Raw genomic sequence first — 13,565 nt, forward strand, 5'->3', positions numbered from 1 at the left:
AACGTGCTTGTTTAGAGCACGCCATCTCTGGTTATTCTGCTTCATACCCCTGGTCATCTATAGCAGTTTTGATTTCGCTGAGGGTTACAGCTTCCGGATTGTATTCAACCGCCACTTCCCCTGCTGATAAATCCACGAGGACTCGTTCCACTCCGGCCAGCTCCCCGACTCCGCCTTCAATAGCTTTTACACAATGTTCGCAGCTCATCCCGCTGACCTTGACTGTTGTCTTTTCCATTTTCATCGCTCCTTTTATTTTCTTATCAGTTTTTCAATAGTAATCAATACTTCATCGAGAACCTCTGTATCCCCTTCAGAAATTCGGTCCATCACACACGTTTTCAAATGTCCCTCTAAAAGCAGTTTGGCAACACTATTCAGAGCAGATTGAGTGGATGCAAGCTGAGTGATCACATCATCGCAGTAAACATCTTTCTCAATCATGCCTTTAATGCCGCGGATTTGACCTTCAATCCTGTTCAGCCTGGCTGACAGGTTCTTTTTCACTGCTTCTGATTGGTGGCTTTTTCTTTCTTCAGAAGGATCATGGCAATGGCCGGACGCTTCTTGATTTTCCATTCAACCGCCTCCTTGCTCATAGCATACTATACCCCCCCACCCTATGTAAAGAATAAAAATAATAATATATTTACTGAGGCTGTTTCTATCGGCTTACAGGACGGAGAAAAAAGCCCTCATTGAAGGGCTTAACTCCATAACGCAGCCAATGCTCTGCATTCCCTTGCACATGCAAAGCAGGCTTCAGCACATCTCTGGCAGTGATCATGATCATGCCTTTTGCATTCATTGCCGCATGCTTCACAAATAGTGGCACAAATGGCAGCAAGCTCTGATACAAAAGGTGTCGCACGTCCCAGGGCTTGTTCAAAATAGCCGCAAATGTCGGCGCATTCCCTATCAAGGCGGATACAATCTGCCATATGTCCCACATTTTCCTCCTGCAGGCAGGCATCAAAACAGTTGTTGCAGGCTTCCATGCAATCATGCAATACTCTTATGACTGATTCATATTTATGGTCTGGCATCTCTTCTCCTCCCTTACACTTATATTATCCTTAACCTCCACTTCCATATATTAAACATGTAATAGTTTTTACTTCTGCTGCAGCGGGTATTTCTATAATATGGAGAATCAAAGAGAAATGGCGATTTTCAGGACCGAGCTGAACCAGCTTTACGGGGAATATCTTAAATGCAGAGACAGGCGTATCAAGAGATATATCTGGAAGGATATCAAGCTTATCCGTAAAGCCATATACCTTTTATAAAGGAGGGAGATTGTTAGTTACAGGCTGGGAATCAATAGTTGAGTCTGGCTTTCATGGCCGGCTCTATTTTTTTGTGGAGAGGCGCGCCTGTAAAAAGTAGAAAGTGTCACAAGACATACTCTATCCTTAAAGTTGAGAGAGGTGTCCCATAATCGAAGAATATAAGTATATAGGCGAAAAAATCATGGATAATCGGTTTACGCTGGCAAAAAACTTAAACAGCTGAATTCTTGCCCAGACTGACGAAAATCTCAATACATGCGGAATGGATTCTGCAGAATCTTACAATTACGAAGTGATATGTCTGCCTATTTCGGCCAAATTTTCCTGCTTGATGCTAATGAGGTCTACATAAAGGTCTCCGAGTGGTCAGAAAAGGCAGCCAGACTAACCATAGAATACGAAGTATCGCTTGCACAGTCACTCCGTATCCTGGCTTCAGTCCGTCCGGTCATCCGGGAAATGTTCGCACTCGAGCTTGAGCAAGAGGCTATTTCCCCTCTAACTGTTATTAAGATTACTGAAAAGATTGATGAATGGATTGATATTGTGTTTCAAACATTCGGTGAGGTCCATGAACACTTTCGTAAAAAATCTTGCTGCCTGCACAGCGCTTGAGGAGCTATCCGTGCTGTCGTTCCCCTCCTCAAGGGAATTGCCGTGATCCCACTCGTCGGGGCCATCGATACAGCAAGGGCAAAGCAGCTGATGGAAGTGGCTCTGAGCGAAGCATCCAGGCTGAAAGTGGAACACGTAATTCTAAACCTCTCCGGAGTACCGATGGTGGATCCGATGGTCTGCAGCGCCAGCTTGTAGACGCCCTGTCTCTGCTCGGAATTTCTACCTATATAACCGGCATCCGTCCAAATATCGCACAGACAATCACAAACCTCCAGATTGATTTCAAAAATATACGCACATACAATACCCTTCAGCAGGCCCTGACTGCTCTGCTTCAAAGCAGATAAAAGCCGCCGGTTCAATCCGGCGGCTATTCAGTTCCGCTTCATCCTCCCTCTCCCTCTTTTTAAGTACGGTCTTAATATGTGATTTTTGGATTCCTGGACATCTATGCTACATTAAAAAGACACTAGAAATATCAAAAGGAGGCTTCACAGGTGGGAACAAAAGTGCTGGTAGTCGATGATGAGAAGAACATACGCGAAGTTATTTCATCTTATTTGAAGAAAGCAGGCTATGAAGCCCTTGAAGCGGCAAGCGGCAGGGAGGCCCTGTCACAGGCGGCTGTGCATTCTCCTGACTTCATGGTTCTGGACTTGATGCTGCCTGATATAACAGGAGAGGCTGTCTGCAGGGAAATCAGGAGATTTTCCGCCATGCCAATCATAATGCTGACAGCAAAAGCTGCTGAAAATGATAAACTGCAAGGCCTTGCCATTGGTGCAGATGATTATATGGTAAAACCCTTCAGCCCGCGTGAGCTGGTCATGAGGATCAAAACCATCATGCGGAGGACAAAGAATGATGCTCTTTTAGCGGAATATGTGTCCTTTAATAAGGGAGACCTTACCATTGATAGATCCCGGCAGGAAGTATGCGTCCGCGGCGAATCCATCAGCCTTACTCCGAGTGAGTATAAACTGCTGCTCGTCCTCGCTAAATATCCGCAGCGGATTTACACAAGGGAGCAGCTGGTCGACATGGTGCTGGGCTATGATTTCGAAGGGGAACCGCGTATTATTGATCAGCATATTAAAAATCTGCGGCACAAAATGGAGGCCAATCCAAAAAAGCCTGTATATTTAGTGACGGCTTTTGGAGCAGGCTATAAATTTACGGGTGAAAGATCATGAAGAAAGGGCTCAGGTCCCGGCTGACACTCCATTTATCATTAATAGCCACATCTGTCCTGATTTTTTCAAGTATTGTCTATGCACTTGAAATCCACTACCATTTCTCGATGTTCCAGGATGAATCCGCTGCTGGCCATAACATGGGCAGTCTTAGCACCCATCTTGAGAGAGCAGTGCTTGAGTCCATTTTCTTTACAGCGGCAGGGTCCATCATCCTCGTGTTTATCATCAGCCACTTTGCGGCCGGCAGGCTTTCATCTCCCCTGATTCAAATGAAGGCAGCCGCCGAAAAAATGTCCAGGGGCAATTGGGGAACAAGAGTGGCTGCAGAGGGCCAGGATGAGCTGGCTGCCCTGGGTCAGTCCCTGAACACACTCGCACAAGAACTGGAAAATCAGGAACAGGCACGAAAGGACATGACGGCAGATATCGCCCATGAGCTGCGCACACCTCTCTCCACATTAAAGAGCTTTATGGAAGCATTTGAAGATAGAGTCTGGGAGCCGGAACCCCCACGTCTTAGGGCGTGCACCAGGGAAATCGACCGCCTCATCCACCTCATCCAGGACCTTGAACAATTAAATTCCCTTGAATCCCCCCAGTTACGGATGTCTTTTGAAAGTCGCAGCTTAAGACAATTAATCAAAGAGTGCATCGACTCAGCGGCTGATTCATTTAAGAATAAGAATATCGAGCTTTCAGCCAGTCTTACAGGAGAATTAATTTTCTTTTTCGATCAAGAGAGACTCAAGCAGATCCTGATTAATCTCCTATCGAACTCACTAAAATATACAAGCCCAGGCGGCAAGGTCATTATTTCCGCCATCGAAGAAAAAGATACTGTCCTGTTAAAGGTCACAGACAACGGAACCGGAATCGCCCCTCAGTCACTGGAAAAAGTCTTTGACCGATTCTTCCGGGAAGATGCCTCCCGCAGTCGTGAAACAGGAGGCAGCGGAATAGGACTCGCCATTGTTAAAAAACTTATCGCTGCCCATCACGGCGAGATATGGATTGACAGCCAGCGGGGTGAAGGTACAGCTGTCAATCTCCGCCTCCCCAAACAGATTAATCAGCCGTCCATCTTCATAACTTCTTCATAACTTCGGGGTAAGCTGGAGTATAGCCCGATTTAAAACGAAGGAGATGAAAGCATGAAAAAGGAATTTTTCTGGTTGAGTTCAGCCCTTATGCTTGCCCTCGGCGGCTGCAGCTCAGCATCCGAACATGAAAACCACGGAGCAGAAAAGGAAAAACAGCATGAGGAAATGAATCATTCCAGCTCTGGGGAAGTTCCTGAAGGATTAAAGAAAGCAGAGGATCCCGCGTTTAAAGTCGGGAGTAAAGCAATCATTACCGCCACTCATATGGAAGGCATGAAAGGGGCGGAGGCAGAAATCAGCGGTGCCTTCAATACAACCGTCTATAGCATTTCTTATACACCAAAAGGCGGGGGCAAGCCTGTAAAAAACCATAAATGGATTATCCATGAAGAAATCAAGGATGCCGGGGATACTCCCTTTAAACCTGGACAGGAAGTTACCATCCTTGCAGACCATATGAAAGGCATGAAAGGCGCCAAAGGTACAATCGATACAGCTGAACAAACGACGGTATATATGGTTGACTATACACCGGTATCCGGCGGAGAACGGGTTATGAACCACAAATGGGTTACCGAAGATGAACTGAAGGCCAAATAATCATGCCTCATGCGAAAGACCGCCAGTATCCTCACTGGCGGTCTCTTTAACATTTCCTGCCGTCACCCTTAAAAAACATTCCTTTCCCGTCCGGGGTAACATCAAGGATCAAAGCTTCTGCACGCTTTACATCACCCGGATCCATGGCTACAGATATTCCATTGACCGTCATCGTCATATCCGTCTTTTCCGGCTCATCCAGAGCCAGTCCCGCCCTGCTCTGTCCTCAGCCAGGGTTTTCAAAGTGGATCCGGATATTGGCTGCCCCATATCTATCAAACAGCCCCTTCAGCATGCTGCGTGCTTCATTAGTGATTTGCATACTTTCCCGCCCCCTTTACCATGGTGTTCCCGGCTGCTACAAAGTTTCCCCTGAACTCAAGGATTCACTCCAGTCGTGAACCATACTGCCTTCCAGAAACTTTTCGGCATCAAGTGCCGCCATGCAGCCAGACCCTGCCGCCGTTATGGCCTGGCGGTACTTCTTGTCCTGCACGTCTCCGCAGGCGAACACACCTGGAATATTGGTTTCAGTTGTTCCTGGTATCACTTCGATATATCCTGTTTCATCTGTTTTAATCTGGCCGCCTAAGAAAGCAGTGTTTGGCGTATGTCCGATAGCGACAAAAATTCCGTCTGTCCCAATGATTTTCTCTTGCCCGGTAGCATTATCGCGCACCTTCAGCCCGGTCACCTTAAGCGCGTCAGCCTGCACCTCAATTGGTGTCTGATTCAGGCACCACTCAATCTTAGGATTGCTCCTGGCGCGGTCCTGCATGATCTTGGACGCCCTCAGTCCGTTCCGCCTGTGCACAATCGTAACCTTGCTGGCGAATTTGGTGAGGAAATGTGCCTCCTCCATTGCGGAATCACCTCCCCCAACAATAACCACCTCTTTCCCGCGGAAGAAAAAGCCATCACAAGTTGCACAGGTGCTGACACCTTTCCCTACATTTTCCTGTTCCCCCGGAATATCAAGGAATCGCGCAGAAGCACCAGTAGATATAATCAGGGCCTCTGTATGGATGTCCCCGATTCCGTCTGCCTTCAATGTGAACGGCCTAGAAGATAGGTCCGCCTCCGTCACCCATCCACGTTTGAACTCCGCTCCAAAACGTTCGGCCTGCTTCCTCATATTCTCGATGAGCTCCGGCCCCATAATACCCGTTGCGAATCCCGGGAAGTTTTCTACATCAGTTGTTAATGTAAGCTGTCCTCCAGGCTCTGTGCCCTCGATCACCAGAGGATTCATATTGGCCCTCGCCAGATAAATGGCAGCTGTGAGCCCTGCAGGCCCGGTTCCAAGTATAACGACTTTTCGCATATAACCAACTTCTCCCTCCATAGCTGTGATACATGTTCGGTCTGATTGATGCCACAGAAGACTTTACCCTCACAGGGAGCAAAACAATCCTTCCACTATTGAAGCTGCCCCCCTCTCTGTTTTCCTCTTCCTGCAAGAATGCTAACGTCAAATTGAAGGATAAACAGGAAGTGATGAATATCATAAAAGCACTTTTACTGTTCATATTGGCCGGAATCGCTGAAATAGGCGGCGGCTACCTGATCTGGCTCTGGCTGAGAGAAGGACGCTCCTGCCTGCTCGGACTGATTGGAGGCATCACGCTTGTTTTGTACTGGATAATCGCAGCGCTTCAGTCCTTCCCGGCTTTTGGCCGGGTCTCTGCCGCCTATGGAGGAATCTTCATCGTGCTGGCTGTTTTGTGGGGCTGACTGGTTGATAAGAACGCCGGATTTTTATGACTGGGCCGGGGCTGCCATCTGCCTGTCCGGAGCGGCCCTGATTCTCTTTGCCCCGCGGGGATAACTGAGTTTGATATGGGAAGCTTAATAAAAGCGGCGTGAAATGGCACATCATAAAGCATGCCCTGCCCCGCTCCCGGCTGCTTATGGATTCAGCATGAAGGACTTTTTGACTCAGGATTGAGGGCGAAATGTCCTTCATCGGGAGTATGAAGGACTTTTTGACTCGGAATGGACAGCGAAATGTCCTTCATCGGGGGTATGAAGGACTTTTTGACTCGGAATGGACAGCGAAATGTCCTTCATCAGGGGTATGAAGGACTTTTTGACTCAGGATTGAGGGCGAAATGTCCTTCATCAGGGGTATGAAGGACTTTTCCGGTCAGGATTAAATTTAATAAGTCCTTCATCACATGAATGAGAAGTCTTCCTCCTCCTGTGTGATGCGCTAACCGTCTATTATCGATAAATCCCCACCGCTGCGGCCAGTAATATAGAATTTAGCATTCTTTCCCCTGTCTAACTTTTTTATCTGTATAACATTCTTATAGTAAAAGCAAAAAAGGTTTCTGTAGACCCACCCGCTTTCTCCTTGCTACGCTTATGGAGGAAACGATTCGGGGGAGGACTTGCCATGGAAGAAGAAAAATATCAAAACCTGAAATTGGGTGAACGCGGCGTCATTATAAGCATAATGGCTTATCTCGTTCTATCGGCACTCAAGCTGTTTATCGGATATATTTCAGATTCACAGGCTTTGAAGGCCGACGGATTGAATAATACAACCGATATCATTGCTTCTGCTGCCGTCCTGGTTGGCTTGAAGCTGTCCCGCAGACCGGCTGACAGGAACCACCCTTACGGTCATTGGAGATCGGAAACCGTTGCCTCGATGGTTGCTTCTTTTATCATGATGGCGGTGGGCATACAGGTTCTATACGCTGCCGGCCGCTCTGTGTTTGAGGGAAGCCATGTACCGCCTGACCTGATTGCAGCCTGGACAGGCCTGTTTTCGGCGGCTGTGATGTTTTTTGTCTACCGCAATAATAAAAAGATTTCTATTAAAATCAACAGCGGTTCCGTTATGGCAGCAGCGAAGGACAATATTTCAGATGCCTGGGTCAGCATTGGCACCGCTATCGGCATAATCGGTTCTCAATTTGGACTTACCTGGCTTGATCCGGCAGCAGCCTTTATTGTGGGAATCCTGATTTGCAAGACAGCTTGGGATATATTCCGCGATGCATCACTTGCACTGACGGACGGATATGATGAGATGCTGCTTGAAGCATATAAAAAAACAACCCTGGATGTCCATGGTGTGAAAGGTGTGAAGGACATCCGGGCAAGGCAGTATGGCAGTAATTCCGTTGTAGATATCGTCATTCTTGTCAAACCGGATTTGGAGTTAAAGGATGCACATGATATTTCCACGATTGTGGAGAAAGAATTGAAATACAAGCACGATGTTTATAATGTACATGTTCATGTTGAGCCCAATTAAAAAGTCCGGCAGGGCTTTTTATTTTGGTTTCACATGGATCAATCTTTCAGCCGTTTACACACAATATGAATGGGGTTACCATCTGGGTCCTGGATGTAGCCGGCTCTTAGATTTAAGAAATCTGCAGGTTCAGACAGGATGGTAACTCCGTGTTCAGCAAGAAATTCAATGGCTGCATCAGAATCCTCCGTCCACAGCACAATTTCACAGCCTTCATTTTTCCCCGGAGACAGCCCATGCACATCCCTCGCGGACTCCTTGGTTGCAATACCTAAAGTAAACCCGTCCAATACAAATTCATGATGCGTCTCTTTTCCGCCAATTTCTGCTGTAAAGCGGTGTTCGAAACCGAGTCTTTCATAGAAGGCCCGGGATTTTTCCAGATCTTCCACATAAAGATTCACTTGCGGCGTACTGAATTTCATTTTTTCATCCTCCTATTTTTTCATCAATTCGAAGCGGCGCTGTTGGAAGAGGCGCCTCCCGCAGTTCAACCATTGCTCACTTCCACAAAAAAGGCTATCATTCCTGCCCCTGGTCGTATTTAGTCATTATTTATCAACGAATAAGACTTGATTGTAAATGGGACAAACACTACAATTTGTAGTGGAGGCGTTTTAATGAATATCAATCATTTTAAATATGACAAAGCCGGCCTGGACCGCTTCTTTGGGCCGCTGGAAGCTAAGATCATGGAATTTCTCTGGCAGAACGATGAGCAGACCATTAAATCGGTGCAGCAGCATCTGGAGGCTGACAAGCCGCTCAATTTCAACACCGTTATGACTGTGATGAAGCGGCTGAGTGCTAAAGGGATCCTTGTGAAAAGAACAGAGGGAAGGCTCTCCTATTTCCGGCCGGTACTGACCAAGTCTCAGTTCATCGAAGAACAATCCAAGAGGCTGACTGAAAATCTTTTGGATGAATTTGGCGGTGTGGTGATCAGCCACATGCTTGATGCCATGAAAGATGTGGATCAAAGCCTGCTTGAACAGCTGGAGGAGAAAATTAAAAGAATGAAGAAGGAAAAAATGTGATGTGGAAGAAGCAATCTTTTATTGTATTATCCCTCAGTTTCTTAATCGCCTTCTTCATTTGGGGACAAATGGGGATGTTTATGGTTCATCTTCTGTTTGGAGTCAATATTCAAGCGAACTTCTTTAAATTTTGTTTCAGCCTCTTCAATGAGGATTCCTTGTATTACTTCCTTGCAATCATTCTATTGAATGTCTTAATTTCCTATAGTGTTATCACCATAGTCTGGAAGGCTGCAGAGCAGGCTTTCCTATTAAAGAAATTCAAGCGGCGTATCCATTCGCTGATGGATTTCGGCTTAACTGAAAAAGCCAATAAAGACCTGAGACCTGAGCACCTAGATATTTTAGTCATAACAGATTCTGCTCCTGGCGCTTTTTCCATTGGCTTCTTCAGGACTTCCATCGTACTCAGCACAGGCCTGCTTTCCTTGCTTCATGAAGAAGAGCTGCGTGCTGTGGTCGAGCATGAATCGTTTCATGGGCGGAATAAAGATTCTTTGAAGCTGTTTTTATTGCAGCTGATATCACAGGCCTTCTTTTTTGTTCCGCTGACAGGCTGGTGCTACCGGAATTATCGGATCCTAAGCGAGCTGTCGGCTGATGAATATGCAATCAGCCGGATGGGAAGCGGCCTGGATTTAAGCACGGCACTGCTGAAGCTGATCAGGAGCCGCACTTCTTTTGATGCAGTGCCTGCTGCTGCCTTTTTTGCAAAAGAAGCTGTTAATTTAAGGCTTCAGCAATTAGTTGAACCGCAAAAAAATATACCGCTGAAATTGAGCAGCACTACAGTGGCTGTTTCGGTGTATGTTCTGCTGTGCCTGCTGGCTTTGACTCTAGTGACGGTCACATGACTGTCACTTGATTCTTCAAGTCTTTAACACTACAATTTGTAGTGTTAAAGTGCATATTAAAAATCTATTAATCTATGAGGTGTCCAAATGAAAACAAAAAAAACCGGCCAGTCCAATCTTTTTTTCTTTTTAGTGGTTGGATTGATCATTGCAGCTGCTGCTGGAATTGCGATACTCAGCAATATGCAGGGAAAGGAAGCTTCTTTTGATTACCGCAGCCAGCCATATTTAGGAAAAGAATCGGCACCGGTCAATATTGTGGAATTTGGGGATTACAAGTGCCCCGTCTGCAAAAATTTTACACTCTCGGTATTTCCACAGATAAAAAAAGATTTGATTGATACAGGCAAAGCCAAACTCTACTTTATGAATGACCCGATCATTTATAAGGATTCAAGCCGCTCTGCCCTTTTCGGGGAAACAGTATTCCATGAACTGGGAAATGCAGAGTTTTGGAAATTCCATGATGAATTATACAAGCAGCAGCCTGACGATCCAAAGTACGAACAAATGGACATTTATTCAGCAAGCTTTTTAACCCGCATTTTAAAAGAGAACACGGGCAAAAATAATGTGGATAAAGTGATGAAAGCATTCGATGAGGAAAAGTATGAAAAGGAACTGAAAAATGATTTGTCTCTTGTGAAGGAATTGGGCGTTACCGGAACTCCCACTTTCTTTGTGAACGGAAAACAGTTTAAAGGAAAGACTTATCAAGATCTGATCGATATGGTCAACAAAGAGGCGAAGGAGAAGCAAAGTGAGTAAAGCTCTCGGAGTTTCCTGGCTGAGTGCTGTCATTGCTGCCCTTGGCAGTCTTTATTTCAGCGAAGTCCTGCATTTTGTGCCATGTACATTATGCTGGTATCAGCGGATCTTGATGTATCCCCTCGCTGTCATTCTCGGCATCGCCGTATATAAACGCGATCATTCAGTATACCGCTATGCCCTGCCTCTTTCGTTTCTCGGCATGGTGGTGTCTGCCTATCACTATAGCCTTCAAAAGCTTCCATTCATGCAGGAGTTCGAGGTCTGCACAGGAGGAGTCCCGTGCTCCGGAGAATATATCAATCTGCTTGGATTCATCACCATTCCATTTTTAGCCCTTACTGCCTTCACCATCATCACAGTCTGTTTGTGGAAACTGAAGAAAAAGTAAGGAACGGGACAGAGCCTAATTGGTGCTGTCCCGTATTTTTAGGGGTATCCCCCAAATAAAAAAATTCTGCGTCAATTATCTTATGTGCTCCTGCAATCGTAACCAGGTAATGTATTAGCCCTGGCTTTACTTATCCACTTTCTTAAACCCATGCTTCACCATAATATCCAGCGCCTTTTTTTCCTGCAGAAATTCATAGAAAAGCTCAGCTTCTTTCCCATGTTTTGTATCCTTTACGATTCCCGCAGGATAAATGATGGGAGTGTGGGTATTTTCGGGTGCTGAAGCAGCAATTTCCACTTTGGAGGAAGACAAGGCATCTGTTTTATAGACAACTCCTGCATCGACATTGCTTGATTCAACATATGTAAGCACCTGGCGCACGTCTTTGCCATACACTACTTTTTGTTTCACTGCTTCCCAGATTCCCTGGCTTTTCAATGATTCCTCCGCATACTGGCCAGCCGGGACGGAAGCAGGTGTCCCAAGTGCCAGCCTTCCCGCTTTTCCCAGGTCTTGAAAGGTTTTGATTCCTTTACCGGAACCCCTGGGCACAACCAGGACGAGTTCATTTTCTGCAAGCTCCGTACCGGTTTCAATCAATCCTTCATCAGCAAGGATTTTGAACTTATCCTGAGCAGCTGAGAAGAACAAATCCACAGGTGCCCCTTGGGAAATTTGCTGCTGTAGCGCACCTGATGATCCAAAATTATAAGACACATCTATATGAGGATGTTCCTTTTCAAAGGCATCAGCAATTTCGTCAAGAGTTTCCTGCAGACTTGCAGCTGCTGAGACTGTGATCTTAACCTTTTCCTGTTCCTTTTGCTGTTGATCCCTATCCCCGGCATACCGTTGATCAGGAGCTCCGCAGCCTGACAGCATCAGCAGGGTAGAGAAAATTAATACATGCTTAAGCTTCATGATCCCCCTCCTCCTTCTCATGCCGTTTCCAGCGGCACCGACTCTTATTAAATGATTATAGCAAAATATGATAGGCAGTTCTGACTTTATCCTTTTCCCATGCTTAGCCTGAGAGCTGAAAGGGAAATAATGAAGAAATCAGGAAAAAGGGGGGAATGGCGCATGTCCAATCACAGACACCCGAACGGGAATTTAAATCCTGACCGTTTCCACTATAAAAAACGCAATATATGGTCTGGCGCCCTGTTCGGCATCGGCTTTGCCGCGTTCATAGATGAAACCGTCTTCCATCAGCTGCTGCGCTGGCATCACTTCTACGACAAATCCACAACGGCGGCAGGCTTGGTTTCTGATGGGTTATTCCACGCATTCAGCTGGTTCGCCACCATCGCCGGGTTATTCATTCTCGCTGACCTCAGGCGGAGGAAGGGATTGTGGCATGCCAAATGGTGGGGAGGCAAGCTCCTTGGCGCTGGAGGCTTTCAGTTATACGATGGAATTATCCAGCATAAATGGATGCGCATCCATCAAATCCGTTATGTGGATCATGTGTTTATATACGATCTTGTCTGGAATATCACAGCAGCTCTCATGATGCTGGCTGGCTTTTATCTGATCATGCGGAAGAAAGGCAGGCAGGAGGAGTCTTCATATGAATCATGATCACCACTCTGTGAAGGGCGGCGAATTTATGCCCGAGAGCTGGCTTATCCCCCGGATTCTTTTGGCCGCCCTATTCATAGCCGGCCTGCTTCTGTATGCGTTTGCTGCCTATTATTCCAGGAGGAGGTATAAATCCTGGCCCAGCCGCCGGATTTTAGGATTTGGAGCTGGGGCGCTATGCGCTCTCGCAGCAGTTTCAGGTCCGCTTGCAGATCTTTCTCATTCTGATTTCAGGGCGCATATGGCGGGACATGTGTTACTGGGAATGCTCGCTCCGCTCCTGATGGTCACAGGTGCACCGATGACCCTTTTAATGAGGTCGCTCAGCACATCCGCTTCCCGGAGATTGACCAGCTGGCTGAAGATGGGTCTCCCCCGCCTGTTCATCCATCCTGTATTCGCAGCGGTCCTTAACTTGGGCGGGCTCTGGCTTCTCTATGCAACCCCGCTATTTTCGCTGATGCACCAGAATATATTTCTCTATTTCATCATTCATCTCCATATTTTCCTGGCTGGCTTTCTTTTCACTGCCGCTATTATTTACATAGATCCTGTGCCTCACAGAATTTCGTCTGGCTTTCGTGCAGCCGTCCTGATTCTCTTCATGGCGGGACACGGCATTTTGTCCAAATACCTGTACGCCCATCCGCCAGGAGGCGTGGCGGCAGGAGATGCTGAAACCGGCGCTATGATCATGTATTATGCCGGTGATGTTATCGACGCAGCTATCATCGTGATTTTATGTTCCCAGTGGTATAAGGCAGTCAGGCCATCAGCCAAAATGGCAGTGACCAGATAAGTTAGAGCCAGACCACCAGAAAAAGTCCGTTCCCGGGCAGTACCCGGAAACGGAC

Annotated in this window: 19 protein-coding genes and 1 pseudogene; 13 read left to right on the forward strand and 7 right to left on the reverse strand. The window is 46.6% G+C overall.

Annotation, left to right across the window (positions count from 1 at the left end; genetic code table 11):
* Positions 1-31 precede the first annotated feature (31 nt).
* The 3 genes from copZ to V1498_RS17120 form a co-directional block, all read right to left on the reverse strand.
* The gene (gene copZ, locus V1498_RS17110; RefSeq protein ID WP_409294887.1) at positions 32-238 is read right to left on the reverse strand and encodes a copper chaperone CopZ; all 207 of its coding nucleotides are present in this window, start codon (positions 236-238) and stop codon (positions 32-34) included.
* Between the two features lie 14 nt (positions 239-252).
* Positions 253-579: a metal-sensitive transcriptional regulator gene (locus V1498_RS17115; RefSeq protein ID WP_409294889.1), complete on the reverse strand. Its 327-nt coding sequence runs from the start codon at positions 577-579 to the stop codon at positions 253-255.
* A gap of 128 nt (positions 580-707) precedes the next feature.
* Positions 708-1,046: a four-helix bundle copper-binding protein gene (locus V1498_RS17120; RefSeq protein ID WP_409294891.1), complete on the reverse strand. Its 339-nt coding sequence runs from the start codon at positions 1,044-1,046 to the stop codon at positions 708-710.
* A gap of 543 nt (positions 1,047-1,589) precedes the next feature.
* Here V1498_RS17120 and V1498_RS17125 point away from each other — a divergent pair.
* The 5 genes from V1498_RS17125 to V1498_RS17145 all read left to right on the forward strand — a co-directional run bounded on the left by V1498_RS17125 (position 1,590) and on the right by V1498_RS17145 (position 4,806).
* On the forward strand, positions 1,590-1,907 hold the full coding sequence (locus tag V1498_RS17125) for a hypothetical protein (RefSeq protein WP_409294893.1): 318 nt from the start codon (positions 1,590-1,592) through the stop codon (positions 1,905-1,907).
* Positions 1,908-1,949: 42 nt separating this feature from the next.
* Positions 1,950-2,105, forward strand: coding sequence for an STAS domain-containing protein (locus V1498_RS17130; protein ID WP_409294895.1), 156 nt, complete (start codon positions 1,950-1,952; stop codon positions 2,103-2,105).
* Between the two features lie 302 nt (positions 2,106-2,407).
* A complete protein-coding gene (locus V1498_RS17135) occupies positions 2,408-3,103 on the forward strand; it encodes a response regulator transcription factor (RefSeq protein ID WP_409294897.1) in 696 nt (231 codons plus the stop codon).
* Positions 3,100-4,206: a sensor histidine kinase gene (locus V1498_RS17140; RefSeq protein WP_409294899.1), complete on the forward strand. Its 1,107-nt coding sequence runs from the start codon at positions 3,100-3,102 to the stop codon at positions 4,204-4,206. The genes V1498_RS17135 and V1498_RS17140 overlap by 4 nt, the downstream gene beginning before the upstream one ends.
* Before the next feature lie 51 nt (positions 4,207-4,257).
* A complete protein-coding gene (locus V1498_RS17145) occupies positions 4,258-4,806 on the forward strand; it encodes a YdhK family protein (RefSeq protein ID WP_409294901.1) in 549 nt (182 codons plus the stop codon).
* Between the two features lie 46 nt (positions 4,807-4,852).
* Here the strand turns inward: V1498_RS17145 and V1498_RS17150 are convergent, their stop codons facing one another.
* On the reverse strand, positions 4,853-4,984 hold the full coding sequence (locus V1498_RS17150; protein ID WP_409294903.1) for a hypothetical protein: 132 nt from the start codon (positions 4,982-4,984) through the stop codon (positions 4,853-4,855).
* A 180-nt stretch (positions 4,985-5,164) separates the two neighbouring features.
* A complete protein-coding gene (trxB, locus tag V1498_RS17155) occupies positions 5,165-6,130 on the reverse strand; it encodes a thioredoxin-disulfide reductase (protein WP_409294905.1) in 966 nt (321 codons plus the stop codon).
* Between the two features lie 179 nt (positions 6,131-6,309).
* Here trxB and V1498_RS17160 point away from each other — a divergent pair.
* Together V1498_RS17160 and V1498_RS17165 are read left to right on the forward strand one after the other, a co-directional pair.
* Positions 6,310-6,634 (forward strand): annotated as a pseudogene (locus tag V1498_RS17160) (YnfA family protein).
* 570 nt (positions 6,635-7,204) lie between these two features.
* A complete protein-coding gene (locus V1498_RS17165; RefSeq protein ID WP_409294907.1) occupies positions 7,205-8,074 on the forward strand; it encodes a cation diffusion facilitator family transporter in 870 nt (289 codons plus the stop codon).
* 38 nt (positions 8,075-8,112) lie between these two features.
* Here V1498_RS17165 and V1498_RS17170 read toward each other — a convergent pair whose 3' ends face one another.
* On the reverse strand, positions 8,113-8,499 hold the full coding sequence (locus V1498_RS17170) for a VOC family protein (RefSeq protein ID WP_409294909.1): 387 nt from the start codon (positions 8,497-8,499) through the stop codon (positions 8,113-8,115).
* Positions 8,500-8,694: 195 nt separating this feature from the next.
* Between V1498_RS17170 and V1498_RS17175 the strand changes: the two genes are divergently transcribed.
* From V1498_RS17175 to V1498_RS17190, 4 genes are all read left to right on the forward strand, one after another.
* Positions 8,695-9,111, forward strand: a complete 417-nt coding sequence (locus tag V1498_RS17175) for a BlaI/MecI/CopY family transcriptional regulator (protein ID WP_409294911.1) — start codon at positions 8,695-8,697, stop codon at positions 9,109-9,111.
* Between the two features lie 74 nt (positions 9,112-9,185).
* Complete coding sequence (locus V1498_RS17180; RefSeq protein ID WP_409294913.1) at positions 9,186-9,965, forward strand: M56 family metallopeptidase; 780 nt, start codon at positions 9,186-9,188, stop codon at positions 9,963-9,965.
* Positions 9,966-10,052: 87 nt separating this feature from the next.
* On the forward strand, positions 10,053-10,733 hold the full coding sequence (locus V1498_RS17185; protein WP_409294914.1) for a DsbA family protein: 681 nt from the start codon (positions 10,053-10,055) through the stop codon (positions 10,731-10,733).
* Entirely contained in the window at positions 10,726-11,124 is a 399-nt protein-coding gene (locus tag V1498_RS17190; RefSeq protein ID WP_409294915.1) for a disulfide oxidoreductase, read from the forward strand. The genes V1498_RS17185 and V1498_RS17190 overlap by 8 nt, the downstream gene beginning before the upstream one ends.
* Before the next feature lie 126 nt (positions 11,125-11,250).
* On the opposite strand, the gene modA is transcribed toward V1498_RS17190, so the two are convergent.
* Complete coding sequence (modA, locus tag V1498_RS17195; RefSeq protein WP_409294917.1) at positions 11,251-12,048, reverse strand: molybdate ABC transporter substrate-binding protein; 798 nt, start codon at positions 12,046-12,048, stop codon at positions 11,251-11,253.
* Between the two features lie 162 nt (positions 12,049-12,210).
* Between modA and V1498_RS17200 the strand changes: the two genes are divergently transcribed.
* The gene (locus V1498_RS17200) at positions 12,211-12,711 is read left to right on the forward strand and encodes a DUF2243 domain-containing protein (RefSeq protein ID WP_409294919.1); all 501 of its coding nucleotides are present in this window, start codon (positions 12,211-12,213) and stop codon (positions 12,709-12,711) included.
* Entirely contained in the window at positions 12,701-13,510 is an 810-nt protein-coding gene (locus V1498_RS17205) for a cytochrome c oxidase assembly protein (RefSeq protein ID WP_409294921.1), read from the forward strand. The genes V1498_RS17200 and V1498_RS17205 overlap by 11 nt, the downstream gene beginning before the upstream one ends.
* Positions 13,511-13,565: the final 55 nt, after the last annotated feature.

The sequence above is a fragment of the Paraperibacillus marinus genome, assembly GCF_046237605.1.
Classification (GTDB): domain Bacteria; phylum Bacillota; class Bacilli; order Bacillales; family DSM-1321; genus Paraperibacillus; species Paraperibacillus marinus.

What these genes read in the sequence shown, in the direction of transcription:
- V1498_RS17115 (WP_409294889.1), bottom strand. Translation starts at nt 579, where the DNA reads ATGGAAAATCAAGAAGCGTCCGGCCATTGCCATGATCCTTCTGAAGAA.
- V1498_RS17125 (WP_409294893.1), top strand. Translation starts at nt 1,590, where the DNA reads ATGTCTGCCTATTTCGGCCAAATTTTCCTGCTTGATGCTAATGAGGTC.
- V1498_RS17180 (WP_409294913.1), top strand. Translation starts at nt 9,186, where the DNA reads ATGTTTATGGTTCATCTTCTGTTTGGAGTCAATATTCAAGCGAACTTC.
- V1498_RS17200 (WP_409294919.1), top strand. Translation starts at nt 12,211, where the DNA reads ATGTCCAATCACAGACACCCGAACGGGAATTTAAATCCTGACCGTTTC.
- copZ (WP_409294887.1), bottom strand. Translation starts at nt 238, where the DNA reads ATGGAAAAGACAACAGTCAAGGTCAGCGGGATGAGCTGCGAACATTGT.
- trxB (WP_409294905.1), bottom strand. Translation starts at nt 6,130, where the DNA reads ATGCGAAAAGTCGTTATACTTGGAACCGGGCCTGCAGGGCTCACAGCT.
- V1498_RS17140 (WP_409294899.1), top strand. Translation starts at nt 3,100, where the DNA reads ATGAAGAAAGGGCTCAGGTCCCGGCTGACACTCCATTTATCATTAATA.
- V1498_RS17165 (WP_409294907.1), top strand. Translation starts at nt 7,205, where the DNA reads ATGGAAGAAGAAAAATATCAAAACCTGAAATTGGGTGAACGCGGCGTC.
- V1498_RS17120 (WP_409294891.1), bottom strand. Translation starts at nt 1,046, where the DNA reads ATGCCAGACCATAAATATGAATCAGTCATAAGAGTATTGCATGATTGC.
- V1498_RS17205 (WP_409294921.1), top strand. Translation starts at nt 12,701, where the DNA reads ATGAATCATGATCACCACTCTGTGAAGGGCGGCGAATTTATGCCCGAG.
- modA (WP_409294917.1), bottom strand. Translation starts at nt 12,048, where the DNA reads ATGAAGCTTAAGCATGTATTAATTTTCTCTACCCTGCTGATGCTGTCA.
- V1498_RS17185 (WP_409294914.1), top strand. Translation starts at nt 10,053, where the DNA reads ATGAAAACAAAAAAAACCGGCCAGTCCAATCTTTTTTTCTTTTTAGTG.
- V1498_RS17150 (WP_409294903.1), bottom strand. Translation starts at nt 4,984, where the DNA reads ATGACGATGACGGTCAATGGAATATCTGTAGCCATGGATCCGGGTGAT.
- V1498_RS17145 (WP_409294901.1), top strand. Translation starts at nt 4,258, where the DNA reads ATGAAAAAGGAATTTTTCTGGTTGAGTTCAGCCCTTATGCTTGCCCTC.
- V1498_RS17170 (WP_409294909.1), bottom strand. Translation starts at nt 8,499, where the DNA reads ATGAAATTCAGTACGCCGCAAGTGAATCTTTATGTGGAAGATCTGGAA.
- V1498_RS17175 (WP_409294911.1), top strand. Translation starts at nt 8,695, where the DNA reads ATGAATATCAATCATTTTAAATATGACAAAGCCGGCCTGGACCGCTTC.